Origin of the sequence: Pantoea endophytica, assembly GCF_002858935.1 — a bacterium.
Classification (GTDB): domain Bacteria; phylum Pseudomonadota; class Gammaproteobacteria; order Enterobacterales; family Enterobacteriaceae; genus Pantoea; species Pantoea leporis.
This window is the reverse complement of sequence record NZ_PJRT01000020.1, coordinates 130227-149909: the sequence shown is the minus strand read 5'-3', so window position 1 is coordinate 149909 and position 19683 is coordinate 130227. Positions and strand designations below refer to the sequence as shown.

Sequence of the window (19683 nt, the reverse complement as noted above, 5' to 3'; positions counted from 1 at the left end):
ATTAACGCTCGCGGAATGCTTCTTTAGCTTTCAGGACCGGCTTCAGCAGGTAATCGAGAATGGTTTTCTCACCCGTGCGCACCTCGACGGTAGCGATCATGCCGGGAATGATAGGCAGCTCTTTGTTACCTGCGTGCAGCGTGCTTTTATCCGTCAGGATCAGTACGCGATAGTAGGTATCATCCGGGCGTCCACTGGCGGCTTTCTGATCGTCTTTTAAGGTATCCGGACTGATATACTCCACGTGCCCATCAAGCCCGCCGTAAATGGCAAAGTCATAGGCGGTGATTTTCACCTTGGCCGGTAAGCCTGGACGCAGGAAGGCGACATCCGACGGACGGATTTTCCCCTCCACCAGCAACTGCTCTTCCAGCGGAACGATTTCGAGGATGTGCTCACCCGGCTGAATAACCCCGCCAATGGTGTTAACGCGTACGTTTTTCACCGTGCCGCGCACCGGTGCGACGATCGTGGTGCGATCAACAATATCGGCACGGCCAATCAGGTTTTCGCTAACCTGGCTCAGTTCTAATTCCAGGCGTCCCAGCTCAGTGTGGGCATCTGATTGATAGCGGTTACGACGTTCGACGATTTGCGCCTGAATGTCATTGGCCTGACGCTGCATACGCAGTAGTTCAACTTCCGATAAGAGACCTTTGGCCGCTAACGGCTCAGCCAGATGAATCTCGCGCATCGAAAGTGCGTAACTGCGTTGCAATGAGTTGATGCTGTCACTTAGCGCACGTTTGCGCGATTCATAAGCTTTAGTTTCCTGCGCCACAACGGCGGGATCGCTCTGTACCTGCTCATCAAACGCCAGTGGCAATGAATAAGCTTCAGCACGTAAGCGTGCAATGCTGCCCTTCAGACCCACCACTTTACTCAGTACTTCGCGATAGCTGGATTGCGCACGCGTTGGGTCAATTTTCAGTAGCACATCACCGCGATCTACAACCGTACCTTCACGCACATTCATCTCTGCCAGAATGCCGCCTTCCAGGCTTTGAATAACCTGTTCACGGCTGCGTGAGATGACCTTGCCATCGCCTTTAGTGATCTCTTCGACTCGTGCGTAATTGGCCCAGGTAAGGCCACCAACTAACACCGCAATGATGATCCACATCACTAGCTTGGAACCCGGCGTGGTTTGCGACAGCAGAGAAGCCTGCACGTCATTCATAAATTCGGCATCAGCAGCAGACATACCTTTCTCACTCTTACGCCATGACATTAACTTGCTCATACTGCGGCCTCCTCTGCTGCTGCTTGCTTCGGCGCTGAATCGTTAGCGGGAGCTGGCGCACGTACCGCCGGTTCAACCGCCTGACGCGGCTGTTTGCGGGCTTTATTTTTTCCTTCTAAAGCGGTAAGCACCTGATCTTTCGGGCCATCCGCCACCACTTTGCCTTCTTCCACCACGATGATGCGATCGACCAATGCCAGAATGGATGGACGATGCGTCACCACAATCAGCGTGTGTCCTTCACTGGCGCGACGTAAATGCGCGAGGAATTGGTTTTCCGTCATGCTATCCATGGCGCTGGTTGGCTCATCCATCAGCAGCACTTTAGGCCGGGTGAGAAGCGTTCGCGCCAGAGAAACCAGCTGACGCTGACCGCCAGACAAGCCTTCGCCGCCCTCGCCAACCGTTAAATTGATACCACTTGGATGGCGTGCCGCAACGTGGTCCAAACCGGTCAGATTTAGCACGCGCAGCAGTTCATTGGCGGTGGCGTCCGGGCGCCCAATCATTACGTTTTCGCGCAGCGTGCCGTAGAACAGACGCGCATCCTGACCGACAAAGCCAACAGCCTTGCGCCAGTCCGCCGGATCAATCTGGTTAACATCCAGACCATCGGCCGAAAGCTGACCTTTCACCGGTTGGTAAAGGCGCGCCATCACACGTAATAAGGTGGATTTACCGCTACCGATGCGGCCAAGAATCGCGACGCGTTCCCCGGCTTTAATGCTCAACGAGATATCTTTGAGGATTTCCGGGTTGGGCTTCATTGGCGGTGCCGGATAGGAGAAGTTGACGTTGGTCAGCGTGATCTCACCACTCAACGGCGGATCGGTGAGATAGGTTTTGCTGCTGTCACGATCAATAGGCATCTCCATCAGCTTGTTGAGTGACGTTAGCGCCGCTTTTGCCTGCTGATAACGTACAGCCAGGCCAATAACCTGACCGAGCGGGCCAGTCGCGCGGCTGGCAAGCATCACGGTGGCGATCATCGCACCCATGGTGAACGTGCCTTCATTGATCAGATAAACACCGGCCACCACCAACATCACCGTCTGAAACTGCTGCAGGAACGTCACCACGCCGGTTGCCAGCGTTGAGTAGCGTTTTGATTTCATCGAGTTAGCGGATTGCAGTGCGCTGAAGTTTTCCCAGCGACGCTGCATGTGTGCTTCACCGCCCACCGCTTTCAGCGTTTCCATACCTTCAACCGACTCAATCAGTACACCTTGCTTGAGTGAGGCGTCGCGCAGATTCTCTTTCATGATGCGCGCCAGCGGCCACTGGATCGCGGCACTGACGATGATGATCAATGGGATCATCATCAGTGGAATGATCGCCAGCGGACCGCTGATAAAGAAGATCACACCCACAAACATCAGAATGAAAGGAAGATCGGAAATCGCCGCCAGCGTGGCAGATGCCACGAAGTCACGTACCGATTCATACTCACGAATCTGGTTGGCGAAGGTACCGGAGGAAGCGGGTTTGTGTTCCATCTGGATAGAAAGTGCCTGACGGAACAGCATACTGCCGAGCACTAAATCGGCCTTTTTACCCGCCATATCCAGCAGATGCGCGCGTACGAAGCGGGTAACGGCTTCGAAGATCATCGCAATGGTCACGCCAATCGCCAGTGACCACAGCGTCACGAATGCCTGGTTCGGCACCACACGGTCATAGACGTTCATGGTGAAGAAGATGCTGGAAAGACCGAGAACGTTGATCAATACCGCCGCAATCGCGGCACTGCGGTAATAGCGGCGATAGCGCCACAGAGTGGTGAACAGCCAATGGCCTTTTACTTCCGGCAGCATTTCACTGGCGCGCTCATCGACCACAGCAGTGGGTTTCGCCATGACGGCGAAGCCCGCGTAGATCTCATTCAGCTCGGCCAGATTCATCTCAACGGCTGAAGCGCTGACTTCTGGCATCACCAGTTGGAAGCGCAATTCGCGTTGATTTTCCTCATTAGTGTGAATGCGGCGCGACAGCACAATGCAACCGCCGCCCCCTTTGCGCAGCAGAATCATCGGCATCAACTGCTCCGGCAGATCCTGCAGACGACGCTCAACCATGCCGCCGGTAATGCCGGCGTTTTCGAGCGCTGTCATGGCCTGTGATGGTGAGAGCAATGTCGCTTTTGGCAAACCTGCCACCAGCGCTTCTTCACTTTTCTCGCGTTTGTAGTGTTTGCAGATCCAAGCCACGCTTTTTAACAGCGTGTCATCTACCGTGGTTTCAATACGAGCAACAGAACGCGCATCCTGCTCCACAGCATCCTGCTTCTGGTCGACCATTTCCCGACTCCTGTAAACCTGACAAAAAAACGGTGAGCACATTGCCCACCGTTGCACCTGTTTGAATTGGGAAAATTCTGACAGAAGGCAGGTTTTGAGCAGTCCAAGACTTGTCTCAAACGGTTAGGAATAATTGTTTAAACTCGTGATTGCAGGCACGGAGGCGGGCTTTTTGCACTGCCTGGCGCAGAAAAATGCAAGGCTGTTGATGCTCGTCCTGGGCGTGTTATCTTACTGGCTCGCTTTATCGCAATCGGACAAATAGCAATGGTAAAACAGCGCGTAGGGATCGTGTTTGGCGGCAAATCGGCCGAGCATGAAGTGTCATTACAATCGGCCAAAAACATCCTCGAAGCCATCGATAAGAGCAAGTACGAGGTGGTGTTGCTGGGAATTGATAAACAGGGTGAATGGCATCTCAATGATGCTTCGGGATTCTTGCTCAACGCAGAGAACCCGAAGCTGATTGCGCTTAATCGTTCAGGTGAAAATGTCGCGCTGGTTCCGGGCAGTTCTTCCCAGCAGCTGATTACCCGTCAGCAGGCGCTGCCGTTGTCACAGCTGGATGTCATTTTTCCCATCGTGCACGGCACGCTGGGTGAAGATGGTTCGCTACAGGGCTTATTGCGTATGGCGAATCTGCCGTTTGTCGGCTCTGACGTGCTCGGGTCTGCCGTCAGCATGGACAAAGATTTTACCAAGCGGCTGCTGCGTGATGCCGGACTGAACGTTGCACCCTGGCTGAGCGTGACGCAGGCACAGCGCGCGAACATTGATGCTGAGGCCGTGATTGCACGCTTTGGCCTGCCGCTGTTTATCAAACCGGCTAACCAGGGATCGTCCGTTGGCGTGAGCAAAGTCGAGAGCCCTGAAGCGTTCGATGCCGCGCTGGATCTCGCCTTTACGTTTGATCGCAAAGTCTTGATCGAGCAAGGGATTAAGGGGCGCGAGATTGAATGTGCCGTGCTGGGCAACGATACGCCAGAAGCCAGCCCGTGCGGCGAAGTGGTGGTGCATGATGCCTTCTACTCATACGACACCAAATACATCAGCGAAAGCGGTGCGCAAGTGGTGGTGCCAGCGGCAATCAGCGATGAAGCCAGCGAGGCAATTCGTCAGGTGGCAATTACTGCGTTTCAGGCGCTGGAGTGTTTTGGCATGGCGCGTGTTGACGTGTTCCTGACGGAAAGCGGCGAGATCATTGTCAATGAAGTGAATACTTTGCCAGGTTTTACCAATATCAGCATGTATCCGAAGTTATGGCAGGCAGCGGGTTTGAGCTACAGCGATCTGATTTCCCGTCTGATTGAGCTGGCTCAGCAGCGTCACCAGCAAACCAGCCAACTGAAAAGTAGCGTTTGAATCGCCATGACGTGGCTCAGGCCACGTCATTCATCATGCTGCGCGGCTCCATCGCCGGTGAGGTTTGATTACGGCCATTGCGTTTGGAAAGATAAAGATTCTTATCCGCCGCTGACACTAAGCGATTGATCACGCTTGGCCATTCACGTTCGTTCTGCGCACTGCCGCGCGCCAGACCTAAACTGGCAGTTACCGTCACCGTGTTGCCCTGAATCCAGAACTTCTCTTTGACCATCGCCTGACGTACCGTTTCGGCGAGTTGGTAAAGCTGGCTATGGTTACAATCGAACATCACCATCACAAACTCTTCGCCACCAAAGCGACACACCATGCCACGATTGCCAACCACGCGCTGAATGCGCCGCGCAATCTCTTCCAGCACGCAATCACCGGCATCGTGGCCAAAATTGTCGTTAATGGCTTTGAAATAGTCGACATCAAGCATAATAACGCCAGCTTCCCGTTGTAGCGAGAAAGGTTCATTTCTTAAGCTTTCATACAGACCGGAACGGGACAGCAACTGGGTGAGAAAATCAAAATTAGCGCGGAGTGCAAGGCGATGATTTAACTGGCGGATCGCATCCATGCTCACCGCCACCAGCAGCGGGCTGAGCGCAACGGTGGCGACGCCAAGCCGTGCCGAGGTGAGATGGCTAATCGGTAGCAGTGCATCGTCACCCTGGATGTTCATCACACCATGCGACACCAGCACAATCTCCGTGATACCGGTTATCAGGATCACTAAGCTAGTCAATGGAATCGGTAACACAATGGCGCACCAGATCAGCGCAGGAACCGGGAATGTCAGGCTACCGGCCCCGCCAATTAGTGCCCCAACAGTCAGCGATAGAATCACCGCCGCCAGCGGCAGCAATTTGCCGGGATGCATTAAGGTGCGCGGTGAAACCGTTCGCAGCGGGCGTGCCAGCATCACCGGCAGCAGCATCAGCGAAGTAGAGAACTGTTCGCTGAACCAGTCGCTCCACGCCACAATAAAGCGCGCATTGAAATCAATATCCTGTGCCCACGCGCCCCAGGTTGCACAAGCCGCCGCGCCAAGAAAACAGGCGGGAAAAATGCGCATGGCATTGAACACCTGGCTGTGGGCGGAAGGACGTTGCAGATGTTTGATCAGCATGCTGACCGCGACGAGAATAAACAGAATGTTGGCAAAATTGACGGTAAACGCTGGCAGCGCCCAGCCGGAAAATACCGTGTCGTTAAAAATCATCGCACTGAAGCACACCAGATAGCTGGAGGTAGTGTGCAAAAACGGATTCCTCACTATTAATCCCGCCACCAGCGCATTCACCGGCCAGAATAGTGAGAACTCTTCGGGGATGCGTAAATGGCTGCCGATAAAGCAGAAAAACAGCGTAATGAAGAACAGCGTGAGGGCATTCTTTTTAAAATTATTCTCTTCAAACAGCATAACGCGCATACGTCTGAACCCTGTAACCTGGAAAGTGCCGGCATCAACCCTAAGCATCAGCAAGCATTAAACCGGAAATACCCGTGCGATGATTCGGTAATTAAGCAAGTGTTCGCCATCCTACTCTGCGGCTGGGCGGCGCTCACCTGCCATAAAAAGCAGCGTCGCGCCAAATGGCATTGTGGAAACGCCAGAGACAAAGGATAAAACTTGTGGCAATTATGCCCTGTAAATAAAAAAATCGGCTATCCGAGATATCCGATTTTTTAGTTTTAAAGCGGTTGTTCCAGCACAGACTTATGGCTATTTCACCGCAACAGGCCATTGACTCAGACGAATGCCACGTTTACGTGCGTTTTCACCAAAGTCTTTTAGCACCGCTTTAACGTCGGGATCCATATATTGGGCATTGCCGTGCTCAGCAATCACCACGCTGTTTTCCGGGATCTCTGCCAGCAATCCCTGCAGCTTTGGATTGTGCATAAAGGTCAGATTTTGCTGCAGGCGTAAAACGTAGTGATCGTCATGTCGCGTGAGCTGCAAGGCGTTGCGATGGCTTTTATAGATGCTGTAGAGGATTTGCGTAGCGATGCCAATTCCGATGCCGGCCAGCATGCCAAACACAATAATGCCGCCGATGGTGGCAAGGAATGGCACATATTGCTGCGGTCCCATGCGCATCTGCTCAATGAACAGGCGCGGCGTGGCCAGCTTATAGCCGGTATAAAGCAGCACCGCCGCAAGGCTGGCAAGGGGAATCGCGTTAAGCAGATTACTGAACCACAGGCCGCAGATTAACAGCAGCACACCATGAATCAGAATCGACAGTTTGGTTTGCGCGCCAACGCTGACGTTCACCGAACTGCGCACAATCACTGCAGTAATCGGCATCGCGCCAAGGAAACCGGCGGTCAGGTTACCAATACCCTGCGCAAACATCTCTTTGTTAGGTGAAGTTGCAGGATGTTGCGGACGCAGTTTCTTCAGCGCTTCCTGGCTAAGCAGCGTTTCAAGGCTCGCGACCAGCGCCAGCGTGATCGCCACCATCCACACTGCAGGATTCTGCCATGCTTGCCAGTCTGGCGTTTCCAGTTCAGCCACCAGCGCCGACATGCTGTCGAACGCGGGCAGCGCGATACGCGGCAAGCCATCAGCTAACGCTGGAAACAGGCGATCCCCAAACACCGTCGCCGCACAGCCTACCAGCACCGCTACCAGCGGACCGGGCATCCAGCTCAGCACTTTAACTGACTTGATCAGCGGCGTGGTCCACAGCCATAAAATAGCCAATCCCACGCCAGCAACCAGCATCGCGCTGCTGGAAAAATGAAATTCCCCGTTTACCAGCGACAACAGCTCAACATCGCCCGCCGCGCCGAATGCTACCGGAATTTGCTGCATAATCAGCAAAATACCAATCGCCGCCAGCATGCCTTTAATCACGCTGCTCGGCACTAAGGCGATAAAACGTCCTGCACGCAGTAAGCCAAACAGGCACTGCAACACACCCGCCAGAATCAGCGCGGTGAGAAAGGCGGAAAAGCTGCCTAGCGTGGCGATCGACGCGACCACAATCGTTACCAATCCCGCCGCCGGACCACTAACCGCAAAACGCGAGGGGCTCAGCGCAGTCACCAGCAACCCACCAATCACGCCGGTGAGCAGACCCGCAAAGGGCGGCAATCCACTCGCCTGCGCGATGCCAAGACAGAGCGGCAGCGCGACCAGAAACACCACCAAACCAGCCGGAATATCCTGACGAAGCGTGCTTAAATTCATGGCGTTGATTCCTCTGCAGATGACTGAATTAACCGCGCGCGGCGCCGCAAAGCCAGAGTACGATTTATCACTAATAAGGGTTTCAGGGTCATCACAATAATCTTCTCTCAACATTTAAAAAGATCGCTTTCAGGCAGATAGCGACGTCATTAAACGCGGCTATGGAGAACCATTGAGGATGAAAGCAGAACTTCCTCACAAAAATAGTTTATAGACGCTTAAGCATTACCTTGCATCATGAATATTTCTGACGTCGGCAAAACGAATATTTTTGTAAACCAAACTTCAATAAACGTATGAATCAGGTAAGTTTATGCAAGGAGCGGAATGATGAGCAGGCTCGATAAAAAGTATTATTAACAATTAAATAAGAGCGATTTTAAATGTGATATTTTCGGTGCAATTACAAAACAATACACGCAAAAATTATATGCCATTTTAGCGACGCTATAATTTAATCCTTATGAGCTGGGAGAATTCCTAATTAAAAAATTTATGATTAGTGCGATTCACTGCCATTCAACAAATAAGACGAGATATTTCGCTATTCAGTTGCCATGAATTTAGTAAGAGATCAGGAAAACAGTGAGGGGAATAATAGTTACGGAGTTATGTAAATATTGATGGACCTGAAAAGGACATGAATGCGCCTGCCTAAGCAGACGCTATTTCACCTGACGAATTATTTACCGTTCCACGCTTTCATACGCGCTTCACGCACCTGCAGTTGCTGCTCAGGCGTGAGTTTGTTGTAGTTTTCCGCCATGCCACTTTCCCAGTCGCCATACAGCGGGTTCGGTAACACGATGAATTGGGTGCCAAAACGCTGATGATTAAGGCTAACGAACTGCTGACGCTGCGCATTTCCCTGATGCCAGGTTGAACCGCCAAAGTCATTCAAGTTGTCGCCCACATACAGCACCACGTTGTAACCGGCATTCTTAACCGCGTCGAAGCGCTCTTGCTTGTTAGAATTACCGGTACTCAAGCGCACCGTCTTCTCGCTCACGCCGCTGAAGCCCAGCTTATTCAGGTTCTCAACCGTTGCGGCAAAATCTTTTTGGTCGCGGTTGGAGATATAGAACATAGTGCCGCCGTGGCTGTTGACGTAGTTGGCAAACTCCACTGCGCCCGGAACGGCCGTTGCCTGACGCGCCTGCGTCCACGCTGACCAGGTTTTACCCGAGAAGGGCTGGCCGTTTTTCGCCTGCCACGCGCTGTAGGCGCTGTTATCAATCATCGTTTCATCTAAATCGACGATAACCGCTTTCGGTTTACCCGCCAGCGATGGCGCCTGATCGAAGGCCATGCGCGCGCTGTTAAATGCCTGCCAACTCAATGCCTGATATTCGCCGGATTGCTGGAACCAATTTACTGCCAGCACCGATTGCTGGCCGAGCTGCTGCTGAGCCTGCTGTTTAGAAGGCTGCGCACAACCGGTTAATGCCAGCGCCATTAAGCCGGATGCCGCCAGCAAGGTGGTTTTCTTCATCATTTCATCCTTAAGTGATTAGGGTCAGTTTTTGTAAAGCTTTAAAAATGTAGCAGTTAACGTAAGCTGTGGGCAGCAGAAAGCAGCGGTTTGGTGAGAGGAGACACTTATGGTACAGCACCCCCACAGCGGTCCACGATCAAGACTATTGGATGACTTTTCCTGGCTGGAATACGCCTTTCAGCCGGCTGGCCAGCCCGTTCCGGCAGAGGCGGCTTATGGTCAACAGCGACACAGCGCCAATGTGTTGCTGGCAAGCCAAAACATCCCGCCTAAACGTTGCGAATCGGATGGCTTGATTGGCGAAGATCATCTGCCGGTCGCGGTGTATACCGCCGATTGTCTGCCGGTGTTATTTGCCGATCCGCAACAACAGCAGGTTGCGGCGGTGCACGCCGGATTAAAAGGCACGCTCGGTGGTGTATTGAACAACGCGATTGATCGTCTGCTAGAGCGCGGCGCCAGCCGTGAAACGCTGCGTGTGGTAATCGGTCCAGCGATCGGGCCGTGCTGCTATGAACTGGGTAACGATCTGGTGACACATATGCAGGATCGTCACGATCTTCCGCCGTTACCCTACTCCACCCAGCAGCCGCACAACGCACAAGCGATCCGTCCGCAGGCGCGGGCCCAGCAGGATGGAATCTGGTTTGATCTGCCTAACCTGGCGCGAGGCTTGTTGTTACAGCGGGGAGTGGTGGCGGAACATATTGAAGTGCTGAACGTCTGTACTTACTGCATGGCGGAAGCGGGTTCCAGCTATCGCTACAACACCCATTTTGACAGCGGCTATCAGTCACGTTTCTCGTGGATCCGCACGCGCGGTTAAGGGCTTCACATCCTTGTGAAGCTTTATCGATCAGTGAATTATGGCATTGAGCGCCAGTACGCCGGCTAAACCGAGAATTGAGATCAGCGTCTCCATCACCGTCCAGGTTTTCAGGGTTTCCACCACGCTCAGGTTGAAGTAGCCCTTAAATAGCCAGAAGCCGGGATCGTTCACGTGTGAAGCGATCACGCTGCCGGAACCCACCGCCAGTACCATCAAGGCAGGATCGGCATGCGTGGCAGCGATAATTGGCGTCACAATACCGGCGGTGGTGATCGCCGCCACCGTGGCTGAACCCAGCGCCACGCGCAGCATTGCCGCAACCGTCCAGCACATCAGCAGCGGTGACAGTGACGATCCCTTCATCATATCGGCGATATAGTTACCTACGCCGCTATCCACCAGCACCTGTTTAAATGCACCGCCGCCCGCGATGATAAAGATGATCATGGCGATGGCGGCAATCGACTCGCCGCACATATCCATCACTTCTTCCATCTTACGGCCATTGCGCAGCCCCAACGTCAGCACCGCTATCACCACCGCGATAAACAGCGCCACTGCCGGATTACCGATGAATTCGAAGAACTGACGCAGCGCGTTCTCTTTCGGCGTGGTCAACTCGAAGACGGCGGCAATCGCCATCAGCACCACCGGAATCACTGCGGCAAAAATACTGATGCCGAAGCCTGGCATCTCCTCTTCCGTGAAGATTTTTGGGTTGTAGAGCCCTTCCGGCGGTGACTTCTCAAAGCTTTTAAGGAACTTCGAGAAAACCGGTCCGGCAATAATCACCGTTGGAATGGTGATGATCATGCCGTAGAGCAACGTGGTACCGAGATTGGCCCCAAAGATAGTGGCAATCGCCGTTGGGCCAGGATGCGGCGGCAGGAAGCAGTGAGTGACCGAGAGCGCGGCGACCATCGGCACGCCGACGTACAGCAGCGGCAACCCGGCAGCCGCCACGATAGTGAACACCAGCGGCAGCAACAGTACGAAGCCAACTTCATAGAACATCGCCAGGCCGACGATCAGTCCGGTCACCACCAGCGCCCATTGCAGCCGCTCTTTACCAAAAGCGGCGATCAGCGTGGTAGCCACGCGTTGTGCGGCACCGGTATCGGAAACCAGCCGCCCGAGCATGGCGCCGAAGCCGAGGATCATGGCTAATCCGCCCAGCGTCGAGCCGATACCTTTCTGGATCGAGGCCATTACATTCAGTGGCGTCATGCCTTCGGCAATACCGACCACCGCCGAGACAAACACCAAAGCAATGAAGCCATTGACCTTAAATACAATCATCAACACCAGCAGCAGTATCACACCCAGCACAATGATGGTTATTGGCATTTTTATTATCCTTAGGAATACAGAGGGGTGATTAAGGTTTAGGCGCGGCCCGATGATAATGCCAGCCGCGCCCGGTCATCACACGGCGACGCGCATGCCACCGTCAACGAACAGCAGATGCCCGTTAACGAAGTTCGACGCACCGGAAGCAAGGAACACTGCCGCGCCAATCAGCTCTTCCGGTTTGCCCCAGCGAGCGGCTGGCGTGCGCTTGGTTAGCCAGCCGGTGAAGGCAGGATCGTCAGCCAGCGCCTGAGTCATCTCCGTGACGAAATAGCCCGGCGCAATGGCGTTCACCTGAATATTGTGACGCGCCAGCTCCACGCACATGCCGCGCGTCAGCATAGTCACCGCGCCTTTGGAGGCCGCGTAAGGCGTGATGGTGTCGCGCCCTAATTCGCTCTGCATCGAACCGATATTGATGATTTTACCCTGCTGACGCTCGACCATTTTTTTCGCCACAGTTTGCGAAACCAGGAATACGGCGGTCTGGTTGACCGCGATAACGTCATTCCAGTCCTGCTCCGGGAATTCAAGGAACGGCCGACGACGCTGGATGCCAGCATTATTCACCAGCACATCAATCGCGCCCCACTCCGCTTCGATCTCATCTACCGCCTGTTTCACCTGCGCCGATTGCGTGACATCAAACGCTTTGGCGTGCGCGCGTAAGCCCAACTCACGCAGCTGCGCCGCGCCCTTCTCTGCGCCTTCGTGCGTGGTGGCGTTGACGATCACGTCAGCACCGGCTTCCGCCAGGCCGCGCGCCAGCAGATATCCAATGCCGCGCGCCGAACCGGTCAGCAGCACACGCTTGCCTTCGAGGGAAAATAACTGGCTCATCACTGCTCCTTAAAAGGTTAACTGGACTTTAGCGGCACGGGTTTTATCGCCGGCAAACTGCAGCGCGGCATCGATATCCTGCAAGGCATACTCACCGCTGAACAGCGGCAACGGGTTTACCACGCCGGTGGCCAGCCATTCGACGGCGGTGTTGAATTCATGAGTAAAGCGGAAGGAACCAACCAGATTAATCTCTTTGGCAATCAGCGCCATGATCGGGAAATTGGGAATGGTGCCGCCCATGCCAACCTGCACCAGCGTACCTTTGGCGCACACCACATCGAGGCAGCGCTGCAGCGAAGAAGGATGGCCGGAGGCTTCAAACGCCACATCGAAATAGCCTTTGTCGGCAAGATAGGGCGCGAAATCGCCGTCGGCGGCATGAATCACCTCGCTTGCGCCCATCTGCTGCGCCATCTCCAGTGAACGCTCGCTGATATCGCTGCACACAATGGAGGCCGCGCCGCGCGCTTTGGCCGCCGCCGCAATCAGGCAGCCAATCGGACCCACGCCTGAGATAAACACGTGCTTGCCGGTGAGATGACCTGCCTGCTGCGTGGCGTGAATACACACCGCCAGCGGCTCAGCGAACACCATGACCGTTTCATCAGCATCCTGCGGGAACGGCACGCATTGCGCGCTATCCACCACTTTGTATTGGGTAAAACCGCCGTCAACGTGCGGCACATACATGGCGCTGCCGAAGAAACGCATGGTGGTGCACTGGTTTTCCTGATCGCGCTGGCAATATTTGCACGCGCCGCAAGGCTTAGAGGGATTTACCGCGACTTTTTGTTGGGGTTTAAGTGCTGGATTGTCGCTCTCCACCACATAACCAATCACTTCGTGGCCCAGGATCATCGGCATTTTGATCTCAAAACTACCGACCTTGCCTTCCTGATAGTAATGCAGATCGGATCCACAAATGCCGCCACGCGTGATACGCACCAGCGTACCTTTGCCGTCCCATTTCACCTGCTGCTGCGCAACGCTGACTTGTTTTTTTCCAGTGATTACGCCGGATTGCGTTTCGATATTCATAACGTCCCCATAAGAGCTGTAGCAATGGGGGCCATCAGACCGGGTTATGCGGCTTAAAACTGTGATGAACATCACCTAAAAACATGTTACGGAAAGCTGTTACCTGGAACGTGAAGTCTGCGATGCCGAAGAGGAAACAGGCGGCCGTAAGTGGCCGCCCGTGAAGAGAATTAATAGCCTGACATCAGGTCGTGGCTGTATTTGAACAGCTCAGAATCCGAACGTAAACCGAGCTTTTTCAGCGCCGATTGTTTCTGCCCGCTCACGGTTTTACGACTGCGCTTAAACTTCACGGCAATTTGCGACACGCTCAAACCATCGAGAAAACAACGCACCACTTCAACTTCACGCGGGCTGAGGGTTTTCACCTTCTCATACATATTGCCTTTGCTGCTGAAATCGAGGCTGTCATCCAGCGACTCTTCGCTCATGACATAGAGATTTTCAACCTCGTAAGCGACTTCTTTAGACAAGAACAAACGGCCCTGCGCCACCTGACGAATCGCATGGGTAATTTCCTGCATATTGTGGCTTTTGCCAATAAAGCCCTTCACGCCTGCGCTTAGCACCATTTTGACGATGGCCGGACTCTCCATCGAAGAAGAGATCAGAATTTTTTGCTGGGGATGGTGATTACGCAGTTGCTTCACCAGCGCCAAACCATCCAGTTCACGTTCACCCAGCAGGAAATCCAGTACCAGCACATCGACTACGGTACTTCTCAGCTGATTAAATAATTCATTACTTGAAGCCCAGGTACCCACCAAATGAATATCGGGCTCATGTTTCAAACACAACTCGAAAACGGTACGGACCATGGGGTGATCATCAAGGACAGCCACACGCACTTGTTTATTGTGTGCATATACCATTTGTTTATTCCTTTATTACAGCATTAACTTTGTCCAATTCTGACTGTCACACCCGCTTCAATAAATAAATGGTGTCGATTACAACAGCTGTGAAAAAATAGCCTTCACAACATCAGAATTCTAAATCGATAGCGTCACCCTAATAGCGGTCATTTTTATATACCCCTTTTAGGTTTATATTTTTCCGTGATAGATTCTTACTTGCCTGCTCACGTAAAAGTGGGAAAAGTCTGACTTAACTCCTTAACAAGACCACATAAGAATTGTCTTGAAAGAAAAGGAGCAATCTAACTAACTGAATAAGCTAAGAAATGAACATCATATAGTGACATCGTCATCACCCTCTCTCTTTCGCTAAAAATCAAATATTTGAGAATGGTCGCAAAATTTTAACAGTAAAAGAATAGAACGAGCGAAAGATAATAATATCTTTATAATCCCTGGTCCTAATAGATATTAATGGATACCTTAAGAAGGCAGCGTGCTAATTAATCTTAATACTTTTCGCTTGTTGGCATTATTTTTTCTGGCTTTAGTTTCATGTTCATTAATAGCATCAGAGAAAAAACTGCAATTACTGGCGCGATATGATGTAGCTCAACCTGCTTTACAACTGGCTGAACCAATCTCTTCGGAGTTTCGTCATCACGTTCTCAAAGTTGCTGTCGCTGGGCAACCACAACCGCCCCTTTTTATGGATATAGATACGCGACGATTCGAAGGCGTGAGTGCGGATTATCTCTCTCTGATTCAGAATATGCTGGATACCACAATAGAAATCCATTATTACGCCAGTCATAGCGCGGCCCAGGAAGCGGTAACCAGCGGAGAAATGCAACTATTAGCGATCTATGTGGAACCCCCCTCAGTATCAAAGCCGCAAACCTTGATCGCCAGCGACCCCTGGATGCTGGATTATGCAGCGATCGGTTTTAAGTCTGAGCAGAACGCTCCATTAAAAATTGATGAACCCAATCGCATGGCCTGGTCTGGTTCAGCGTTGATGCGTGCACATTTAGAAGAGACTTTTAAGAGCGACCTTTTAGTTCGCTTTCCTGGTTACTACGATGCTGTCGCAGCAACAGTATTTGGCCAAACAGAGCGTGTATGGGGCAATGCCGCCACACTTACGCACCTTAATCGCTTCATGTTCGCAAATGCGCTGGAAATAACCAAAGATAACCACGCTATTCCGATGAATTTCAGCTTTGGCATTAGCCCGCGTTATCCACAACTTGCCGAAGCGATTAATTTTGCCTTAACACAAATTCCTCTCTCTATTCGCATGCAGATAGCGAAGCGCTGGCAACTGGATACGTACCATGTGCTGCAGCGTAATCCGCTTGCACTCAAGCATGAAGAGGAGAAATGGCTACAGGCACACCCGCGTATTAACACCGCACTACCGCAAACCCTCGCTCCACTCAGCAGTCGCAACGGAAGCATGCCGTTTCGCGGCATGATCATTGATGTTTTAGATCTGATAGCCAACCAAAGTGGCATTACATTTAATTCAGAAGTTCAGGAAGAAAGTGGACGTAACCAAACCGATAAGCATTTTCCACATCTGTATGCGCTTGAGATGCTTACCCCGGATATGCCCCCTCAGTTAATAACCCGCCCATGGCTGGTTTCACACTGGGTCATTATTCGCCATAAACGCCCTCGGAATATTATGGCTCGGGATCCTTTTCCCTTTGGCTCGGCTCTCATGCTGAACAATCGGCAGATGAAGGATTGGATGCTTCTGCATTATCCCCATCTGAACCTCGCCTATATCAACGATCCTTTGCAGGCCTTGCGTGAATTGCAGGCGCATGAAATCGATGCGGTAGTGCTGCCAAAGATTTTTGTGGATTATCTGCTCCACAACCATTACGCAGATGACCTGATTATTGAAACCACGTTGGGTGCAGACCCGGCACGTTTTGTCATGCGTGTTGAACCCGGTAATGAAACGCTGATTAGCATTCTCAATAAAGCCTTGATCGCGATTCCTCCCGAAACCATGTTCAAGTTGCTGGCACATTGGCGTCAGTCAGAGATGCCGTTCCTCAGTGCTTCATGGCAGAGTTACAAACAAGTTATCTTGCTGATCGTGTCCGTCTCGGTCGGATTGATAGCCCTTATTTTGCTGTGGAACCGTCATCTGCGGAAGGTTATTCAGCAGCGTATTCAGGCTGAAAATGCATTGAAAAATCAGCTCAATTTCACCCATACACTCTTCAATGACTCGCCCGTTGCCATGTATATCCGCGATAAACAAACCCGATTAGTGGATTGCAACAATGCCTACCTACGTTTTATGGATTTCCAGCGAGAAGATGTCATCGGTAAACGACTGTCGGACGTTCTTACTGGCAATAACGCCAGTATTCACAGTATTGAAGATGGCTATCAAAAAACCTTACTGGATGGCGAAGCCGTCATGCGCGATATACACATGGATTTTGAACAGCGGACATTCCAGCTTTATCACTGGACGCTGCCGTTTCGCGATCGGCACGGTGATGTCGCAGGTGTTATTGGGGGCTGGCTGGATGTCACTGAACGCAATGCGCTGCTGCAGGAGTTACAGCTCGCCAAAGATGTGGCTGATAAAGCCAACCGCTCCAAAAGTGAATTTCTTGCCAGCATGAGCCATGAAATCCGCACGCCATTGCATGCCATGATTGGCTTACTGGAGCTCGAAACTCGCTTGCAACCGGCTGATTCACTCTCAGAGAACATCCGTGTTGCGTACCATTCGGCACGCGCGTTGCTGTCATTGATTGGCGATATTCTCGATTTGTCGAAAATCGAGTCCGGCCTTTATCAACCAACGTTAGAAACGGTCTACCTTCCTGATGTTCTCGATCAAGCGGTTACGCTATTTCGTAATAAAGCAGAGATTAAGGGACTTGAACTGCGGGTAGAGATGGATATTGCTGCTTACTGGGTGAAGACAGACCCATTGATGCTGAATCAAATTCTCTCCAACCTATTGAGCAACGCCATTAAGTTTTCCGATTACGGTACTGTCACTGTCGTGCTCATGCAGGGCATTGCGCAGGAGGAGGACGGTTGTGAATTCGTGATCGAAGTTAGCGATCAAGGTTGTGGCATGACGGAGGACCAACAGCACGCCATCTTCGAACCTTTTGTGCAGGTGGGCGATCGTCAGCAGCAGCAAATTGGCACCGGATTAGGATTAAGCATTTGTCGTAATCTGGCGCATTTACTGGATGGTGAGCTGATTGTGGAAAGTGCGCCAGGGGAAGGCGCGGTGTTCTCTTTTTATTTCCGTGCCTTGCCCGGTGAACCGCAGGATCAAACACAGCCTCATTTGTCGCAGCCGCTGATCTCCGACAAGCTCTCCGTGATGATCATTGACGATCACGCACCCAACCGATTACTGCTTGGGAAACAGCTTGAACTGGCCGGCCATCAAGTCATGGTGAGTGAAAGTGCGGCAGAAGCACTGACGTTATGGCAGCAGGATCCATTACGTTTCGACCTCATCATCACAGACTGTAATATGCCGGGCATGAACGGCTTTGAGTTCGCTGAAGCGCTGCGTCTATACGAGCATGAGCATCTGTTAACACCGATCATGCTCTTCGGCCTGACTGCATCGGCTGAGCAGCATATTATGCAACGCTGCCTTCAGGCGGGAATGAACGATTGTCTTTTCAAGCCGCTGGATTTAGAGAGCTTACTTGCTCAGGTTGCACGTTGTACCCGGCGCAGCGCCATAAAACCAGAAATCCAGGCCCCGCCGGCAGCGAGTATCTCCTCTTTCCCACAGCTGTTAACACAACTGGCCGAACAGGATAGTGAAGGTTGTCTGGTGTTACTCAATAGCATACGAACCAGCCACGAAGAGTTGTTGGTATCACTTCAGCAAACCGATGATGCCAGCGCCCTGTCACAGCTGGGTCACAAATTAAAAGGAGGAGCAGCAATGCTAAATGCTCCAACCTTGACTGAACTGGGCCGCAAGTTGGAGAAACACCGCGAGGAAGCCCTCGATCCGCAAGCGTTAATTCAGCAGATTGTCGAGGAAATGAAACGTGTTAATGAGTCCTTGCAAGAATTTGAGAAACATCGCCTGAAAAAACATCAAGATTTATAGAATCATAATCTTATCGAGACATTTCTCGGTTCGCCCTATTAATCTGCCGGACATAATGGCCGTCAACGTCATCATTACGGTGCCGTTAAAGGGAGAGATATGTTTAATGCAAAAATTCTCATCGTTGATGAGCATCGTTTGGTTGCCGCCGGCGTGCAGGCTTTATTATTAATGAATGGCTTTAATTGTGTCACTACTGCGCACACAATTAACGATGGTATTGATGATATCATTCATCAACACATCGACATACTAATATTAGACCCTGACTTTAAAGAAAAAAATGGCATCGCATTTCTACGCGATATCGTCAAATCAAAGACGTGGATGAAAGTCATATTGATTAGTCGGGATAGCAACAACCATCTTTCAATACAGTCACTTAGCCAGGGCGCGAACGGGTTCGTGTCAACTTACGATCCCATTCAAACACTGATCGCCGCCATTGGCTGCGTTTCTAATAATGTGAATTATCTACCGGGCGACATTCTGGACAAACGTCAGCGTTATGCAAATGAGCAAGATATGCTTTCTCGCCTGACTGACCGTGAAAATTTAATTTTGCGACAGCTCGCACAGGGGAAGTCCAATAAAACCATCGCTTGCGAATTGGGATTAAATAATAAAACAATCAGCACTTATAAAACAAAAATATTCCAAAAACTTGAGTCAAAAAACCTGGTTGATATCATCGAACTTGCACGTCGCAATGGGGCTTGTTGAAAGAAAAATCAAGACTAGTCTTGCTGATTAATAACGTTATGGCGTGGCATGATATGCCTTGTCCTAACCCCGGACAGTTTTTAAAAAGATTGAGTTATAAAGGAATTAATAACCACAGAGCTAATTTATTAGCCCCTTCTTCATGCTATTACAGGGCGAGTAGGTTTCTTCCCGTGCCTGCCGAAAGAAGTCCGATACTTTCGTCTGCGACTTACCGCCCTGCTTTTTTTTGATACTTCTCACAGGCTGAACGCCACACACTTCCTTCCCTGCAAAATCCCGCTAGAGTTCACTCATCCGACCACT

Annotated in this window: 14 protein-coding genes; 5 read left to right on the top strand and 9 right to left on the bottom strand. The window is 51.7% G+C overall.

Annotated elements, in window-relative coordinates:
- Position 1 precedes the first annotated feature (1 nt).
- Together PZBJ_RS13785 and PZBJ_RS13780 are read right to left on the bottom strand one after the other, a co-directional pair.
- Positions 2–1243, bottom strand: a complete 1242-nt coding sequence (locus PZBJ_RS13785; RefSeq protein WP_101762930.1) for an HlyD family type I secretion periplasmic adaptor subunit — start codon at positions 1241–1243, stop codon at positions 2–4.
- On the bottom strand, positions 1240–3540 hold the full coding sequence (locus PZBJ_RS13780) for a type I secretion system permease/ATPase (RefSeq protein ID WP_101762929.1): 2301 nt from the start codon (positions 3538–3540) through the stop codon (positions 1240–1242). Before PZBJ_RS13780 ends, PZBJ_RS13785 begins: the two co-directional genes overlap by 4 nt.
- A 267-nt stretch (positions 3541–3807) precedes the next feature.
- On the opposite strand from PZBJ_RS13780, the gene ddlA reads away from it, so the two are divergent.
- Positions 3808–4902: a D-alanine--D-alanine ligase gene (gene ddlA / locus PZBJ_RS13775; protein WP_101762928.1), complete on the top strand. Its 1095-nt coding sequence runs from the start codon at positions 3808–3810 to the stop codon at positions 4900–4902.
- Positions 4903–4918: 16 nt separating this feature from the next.
- Here ddlA and PZBJ_RS13770 read toward each other — a convergent pair whose 3' ends face one another.
- Entirely contained in the window at positions 4919–6343 is a 1425-nt protein-coding gene (locus tag PZBJ_RS13770) for a GGDEF domain-containing protein (RefSeq protein ID WP_101762927.1), read from the bottom strand.
- Between PZBJ_RS13770 and PZBJ_RS24230 the strand changes: the two genes are divergently transcribed.
- Complete coding sequence (locus PZBJ_RS24230; protein WP_167391194.1) at positions 6251–6541, top strand: hypothetical protein; 291 nt, start codon at positions 6251–6253, stop codon at positions 6539–6541. The two genes, PZBJ_RS13770 and PZBJ_RS24230, sit on opposite strands and share 93 nt — an antisense overlap.
- A 96-nt stretch (positions 6542–6637) precedes the next feature.
- Here the strand turns inward: PZBJ_RS24230 and PZBJ_RS13765 are convergent, their stop codons facing one another.
- Both PZBJ_RS13765 and PZBJ_RS13760 read right to left on the bottom strand, forming a co-directional pair.
- Entirely contained in the window at positions 6638–8113 is a 1476-nt protein-coding gene (locus tag PZBJ_RS13765; RefSeq protein WP_101762926.1) for a SulP family inorganic anion transporter, read from the bottom strand.
- A 682-nt stretch (positions 8114–8795) separates the two neighbouring features.
- A complete protein-coding gene (locus PZBJ_RS13760; protein WP_101762925.1) occupies positions 8796–9605 on the bottom strand; it encodes a 5'-nucleotidase, lipoprotein e(P4) family in 810 nt (269 codons plus the stop codon).
- Positions 9606–9714: 109 nt separating this feature from the next.
- Between PZBJ_RS13760 and PZBJ_RS13755 the strand changes: the two genes are divergently transcribed.
- Positions 9715–10434 (top strand): purine nucleoside phosphorylase YfiH/LACC1 family protein, encoded by a 720-nt coding sequence (locus PZBJ_RS13755; protein ID WP_101762924.1) that lies wholly within the window; start codon positions 9715–9717, stop codon positions 10432–10434.
- Between the two features lie 30 nt (positions 10435–10464).
- Here the strand turns inward: PZBJ_RS13755 and PZBJ_RS13750 are convergent, their stop codons facing one another.
- The 4 genes from PZBJ_RS13750 to PZBJ_RS13735 all read right to left on the bottom strand — a co-directional run bounded on the left by PZBJ_RS13750 (position 10465) and on the right by PZBJ_RS13735 (position 14540).
- Positions 10465–11784, bottom strand: a complete 1320-nt coding sequence (locus PZBJ_RS13750; RefSeq protein ID WP_008103467.1) for a gluconate:H+ symporter — start codon at positions 11782–11784, stop codon at positions 10465–10467.
- Positions 11785–11862: 78 nt separating this feature from the next.
- Positions 11863–12627: a gluconate 5-dehydrogenase gene (gene idnO / locus PZBJ_RS13745; RefSeq protein WP_101762923.1), complete on the bottom strand. Its 765-nt coding sequence runs from the start codon at positions 12625–12627 to the stop codon at positions 11863–11865.
- A 9-nt stretch (positions 12628–12636) separates the two neighbouring features.
- Complete coding sequence (gene idnD, locus PZBJ_RS13740) at positions 12637–13668, bottom strand: L-idonate 5-dehydrogenase (protein ID WP_101762922.1); 1032 nt, start codon at positions 13666–13668, stop codon at positions 12637–12639.
- Positions 13669–13838: 170 nt separating this feature from the next.
- A complete protein-coding gene (locus PZBJ_RS13735) occupies positions 13839–14540 on the bottom strand; it encodes a response regulator (RefSeq protein WP_101762921.1) in 702 nt (233 codons plus the stop codon).
- Positions 14541–15021: 481 nt separating this feature from the next.
- Here PZBJ_RS13735 and PZBJ_RS13730 point away from each other — a divergent pair, with 481 nt between their 5' ends.
- Positions 15022–18654 (top strand): ATP-binding protein, encoded by a 3633-nt coding sequence (locus PZBJ_RS13730; protein WP_101762920.1) that lies wholly within the window; start codon positions 15022–15024, stop codon positions 18652–18654.
- Between the two features lie 99 nt (positions 18655–18753).
- Positions 18754–19377, top strand: a complete 624-nt coding sequence (locus tag PZBJ_RS13725; RefSeq protein WP_101762919.1) for a response regulator transcription factor — start codon at positions 18754–18756, stop codon at positions 19375–19377.
- The last annotated feature ends 306 nt before the right edge of the window (positions 19378–19683 follow it).

What these genes read in the sequence shown, in the direction of transcription:
- PZBJ_RS13785 (WP_101762930.1), bottom strand. Translation starts at nt 1,243, where the DNA reads ATGAGCAAGTTAATGTCATGGCGTAAGAGTGAGAAAGGTATGTCTGCT.
- PZBJ_RS13780 (WP_101762929.1), bottom strand. Translation starts at nt 3,540, where the DNA reads ATGGTCGACCAGAAGCAGGATGCTGTGGAGCAGGATGCGCGTTCTGTT.
- ddlA (WP_101762928.1), top strand. Translation starts at nt 3,808, where the DNA reads ATGGTAAAACAGCGCGTAGGGATCGTGTTTGGCGGCAAATCGGCCGAG.
- PZBJ_RS24230 (WP_167391194.1), top strand. Translation starts at nt 6,251, where the DNA reads ATGGCTGCCGATAAAGCAGAAAAACAGCGTAATGAAGAACAGCGTGAG.
- PZBJ_RS13770 (WP_101762927.1), bottom strand. Translation starts at nt 6,343, where the DNA reads ATGCGCGTTATGCTGTTTGAAGAGAATAATTTTAAAAAGAATGCCCTC.
- PZBJ_RS13765 (WP_101762926.1), bottom strand. Translation starts at nt 8,113, where the DNA reads ATGAATTTAAGCACGCTTCGTCAGGATATTCCGGCTGGTTTGGTGGTG.
- PZBJ_RS13760 (WP_101762925.1), bottom strand. Translation starts at nt 9,605, where the DNA reads ATGAAGAAAACCACCTTGCTGGCGGCATCCGGCTTAATGGCGCTGGCA.
- PZBJ_RS13755 (WP_101762924.1), top strand. Translation starts at nt 9,715, where the DNA reads ATGGTACAGCACCCCCACAGCGGTCCACGATCAAGACTATTGGATGAC.
- PZBJ_RS13750 (WP_008103467.1), bottom strand. Translation starts at nt 11,784, where the DNA reads ATGCCAATAACCATCATTGTGCTGGGTGTGATACTGCTGCTGGTGTTG.
- idnO (WP_101762923.1), bottom strand. Translation starts at nt 12,627, where the DNA reads ATGAGCCAGTTATTTTCCCTCGAAGGCAAGCGTGTGCTGCTGACCGGT.
- idnD (WP_101762922.1), bottom strand. Translation starts at nt 13,668, where the DNA reads ATGAATATCGAAACGCAATCCGGCGTAATCACTGGAAAAAAACAAGTC.
- PZBJ_RS13735 (WP_101762921.1), bottom strand. Translation starts at nt 14,540, where the DNA reads ATGGTATATGCACACAATAAACAAGTGCGTGTGGCTGTCCTTGATGAT.
- PZBJ_RS13725 (WP_101762919.1), top strand. Translation starts at nt 18,754, where the DNA reads ATGTTTAATGCAAAAATTCTCATCGTTGATGAGCATCGTTTGGTTGCC.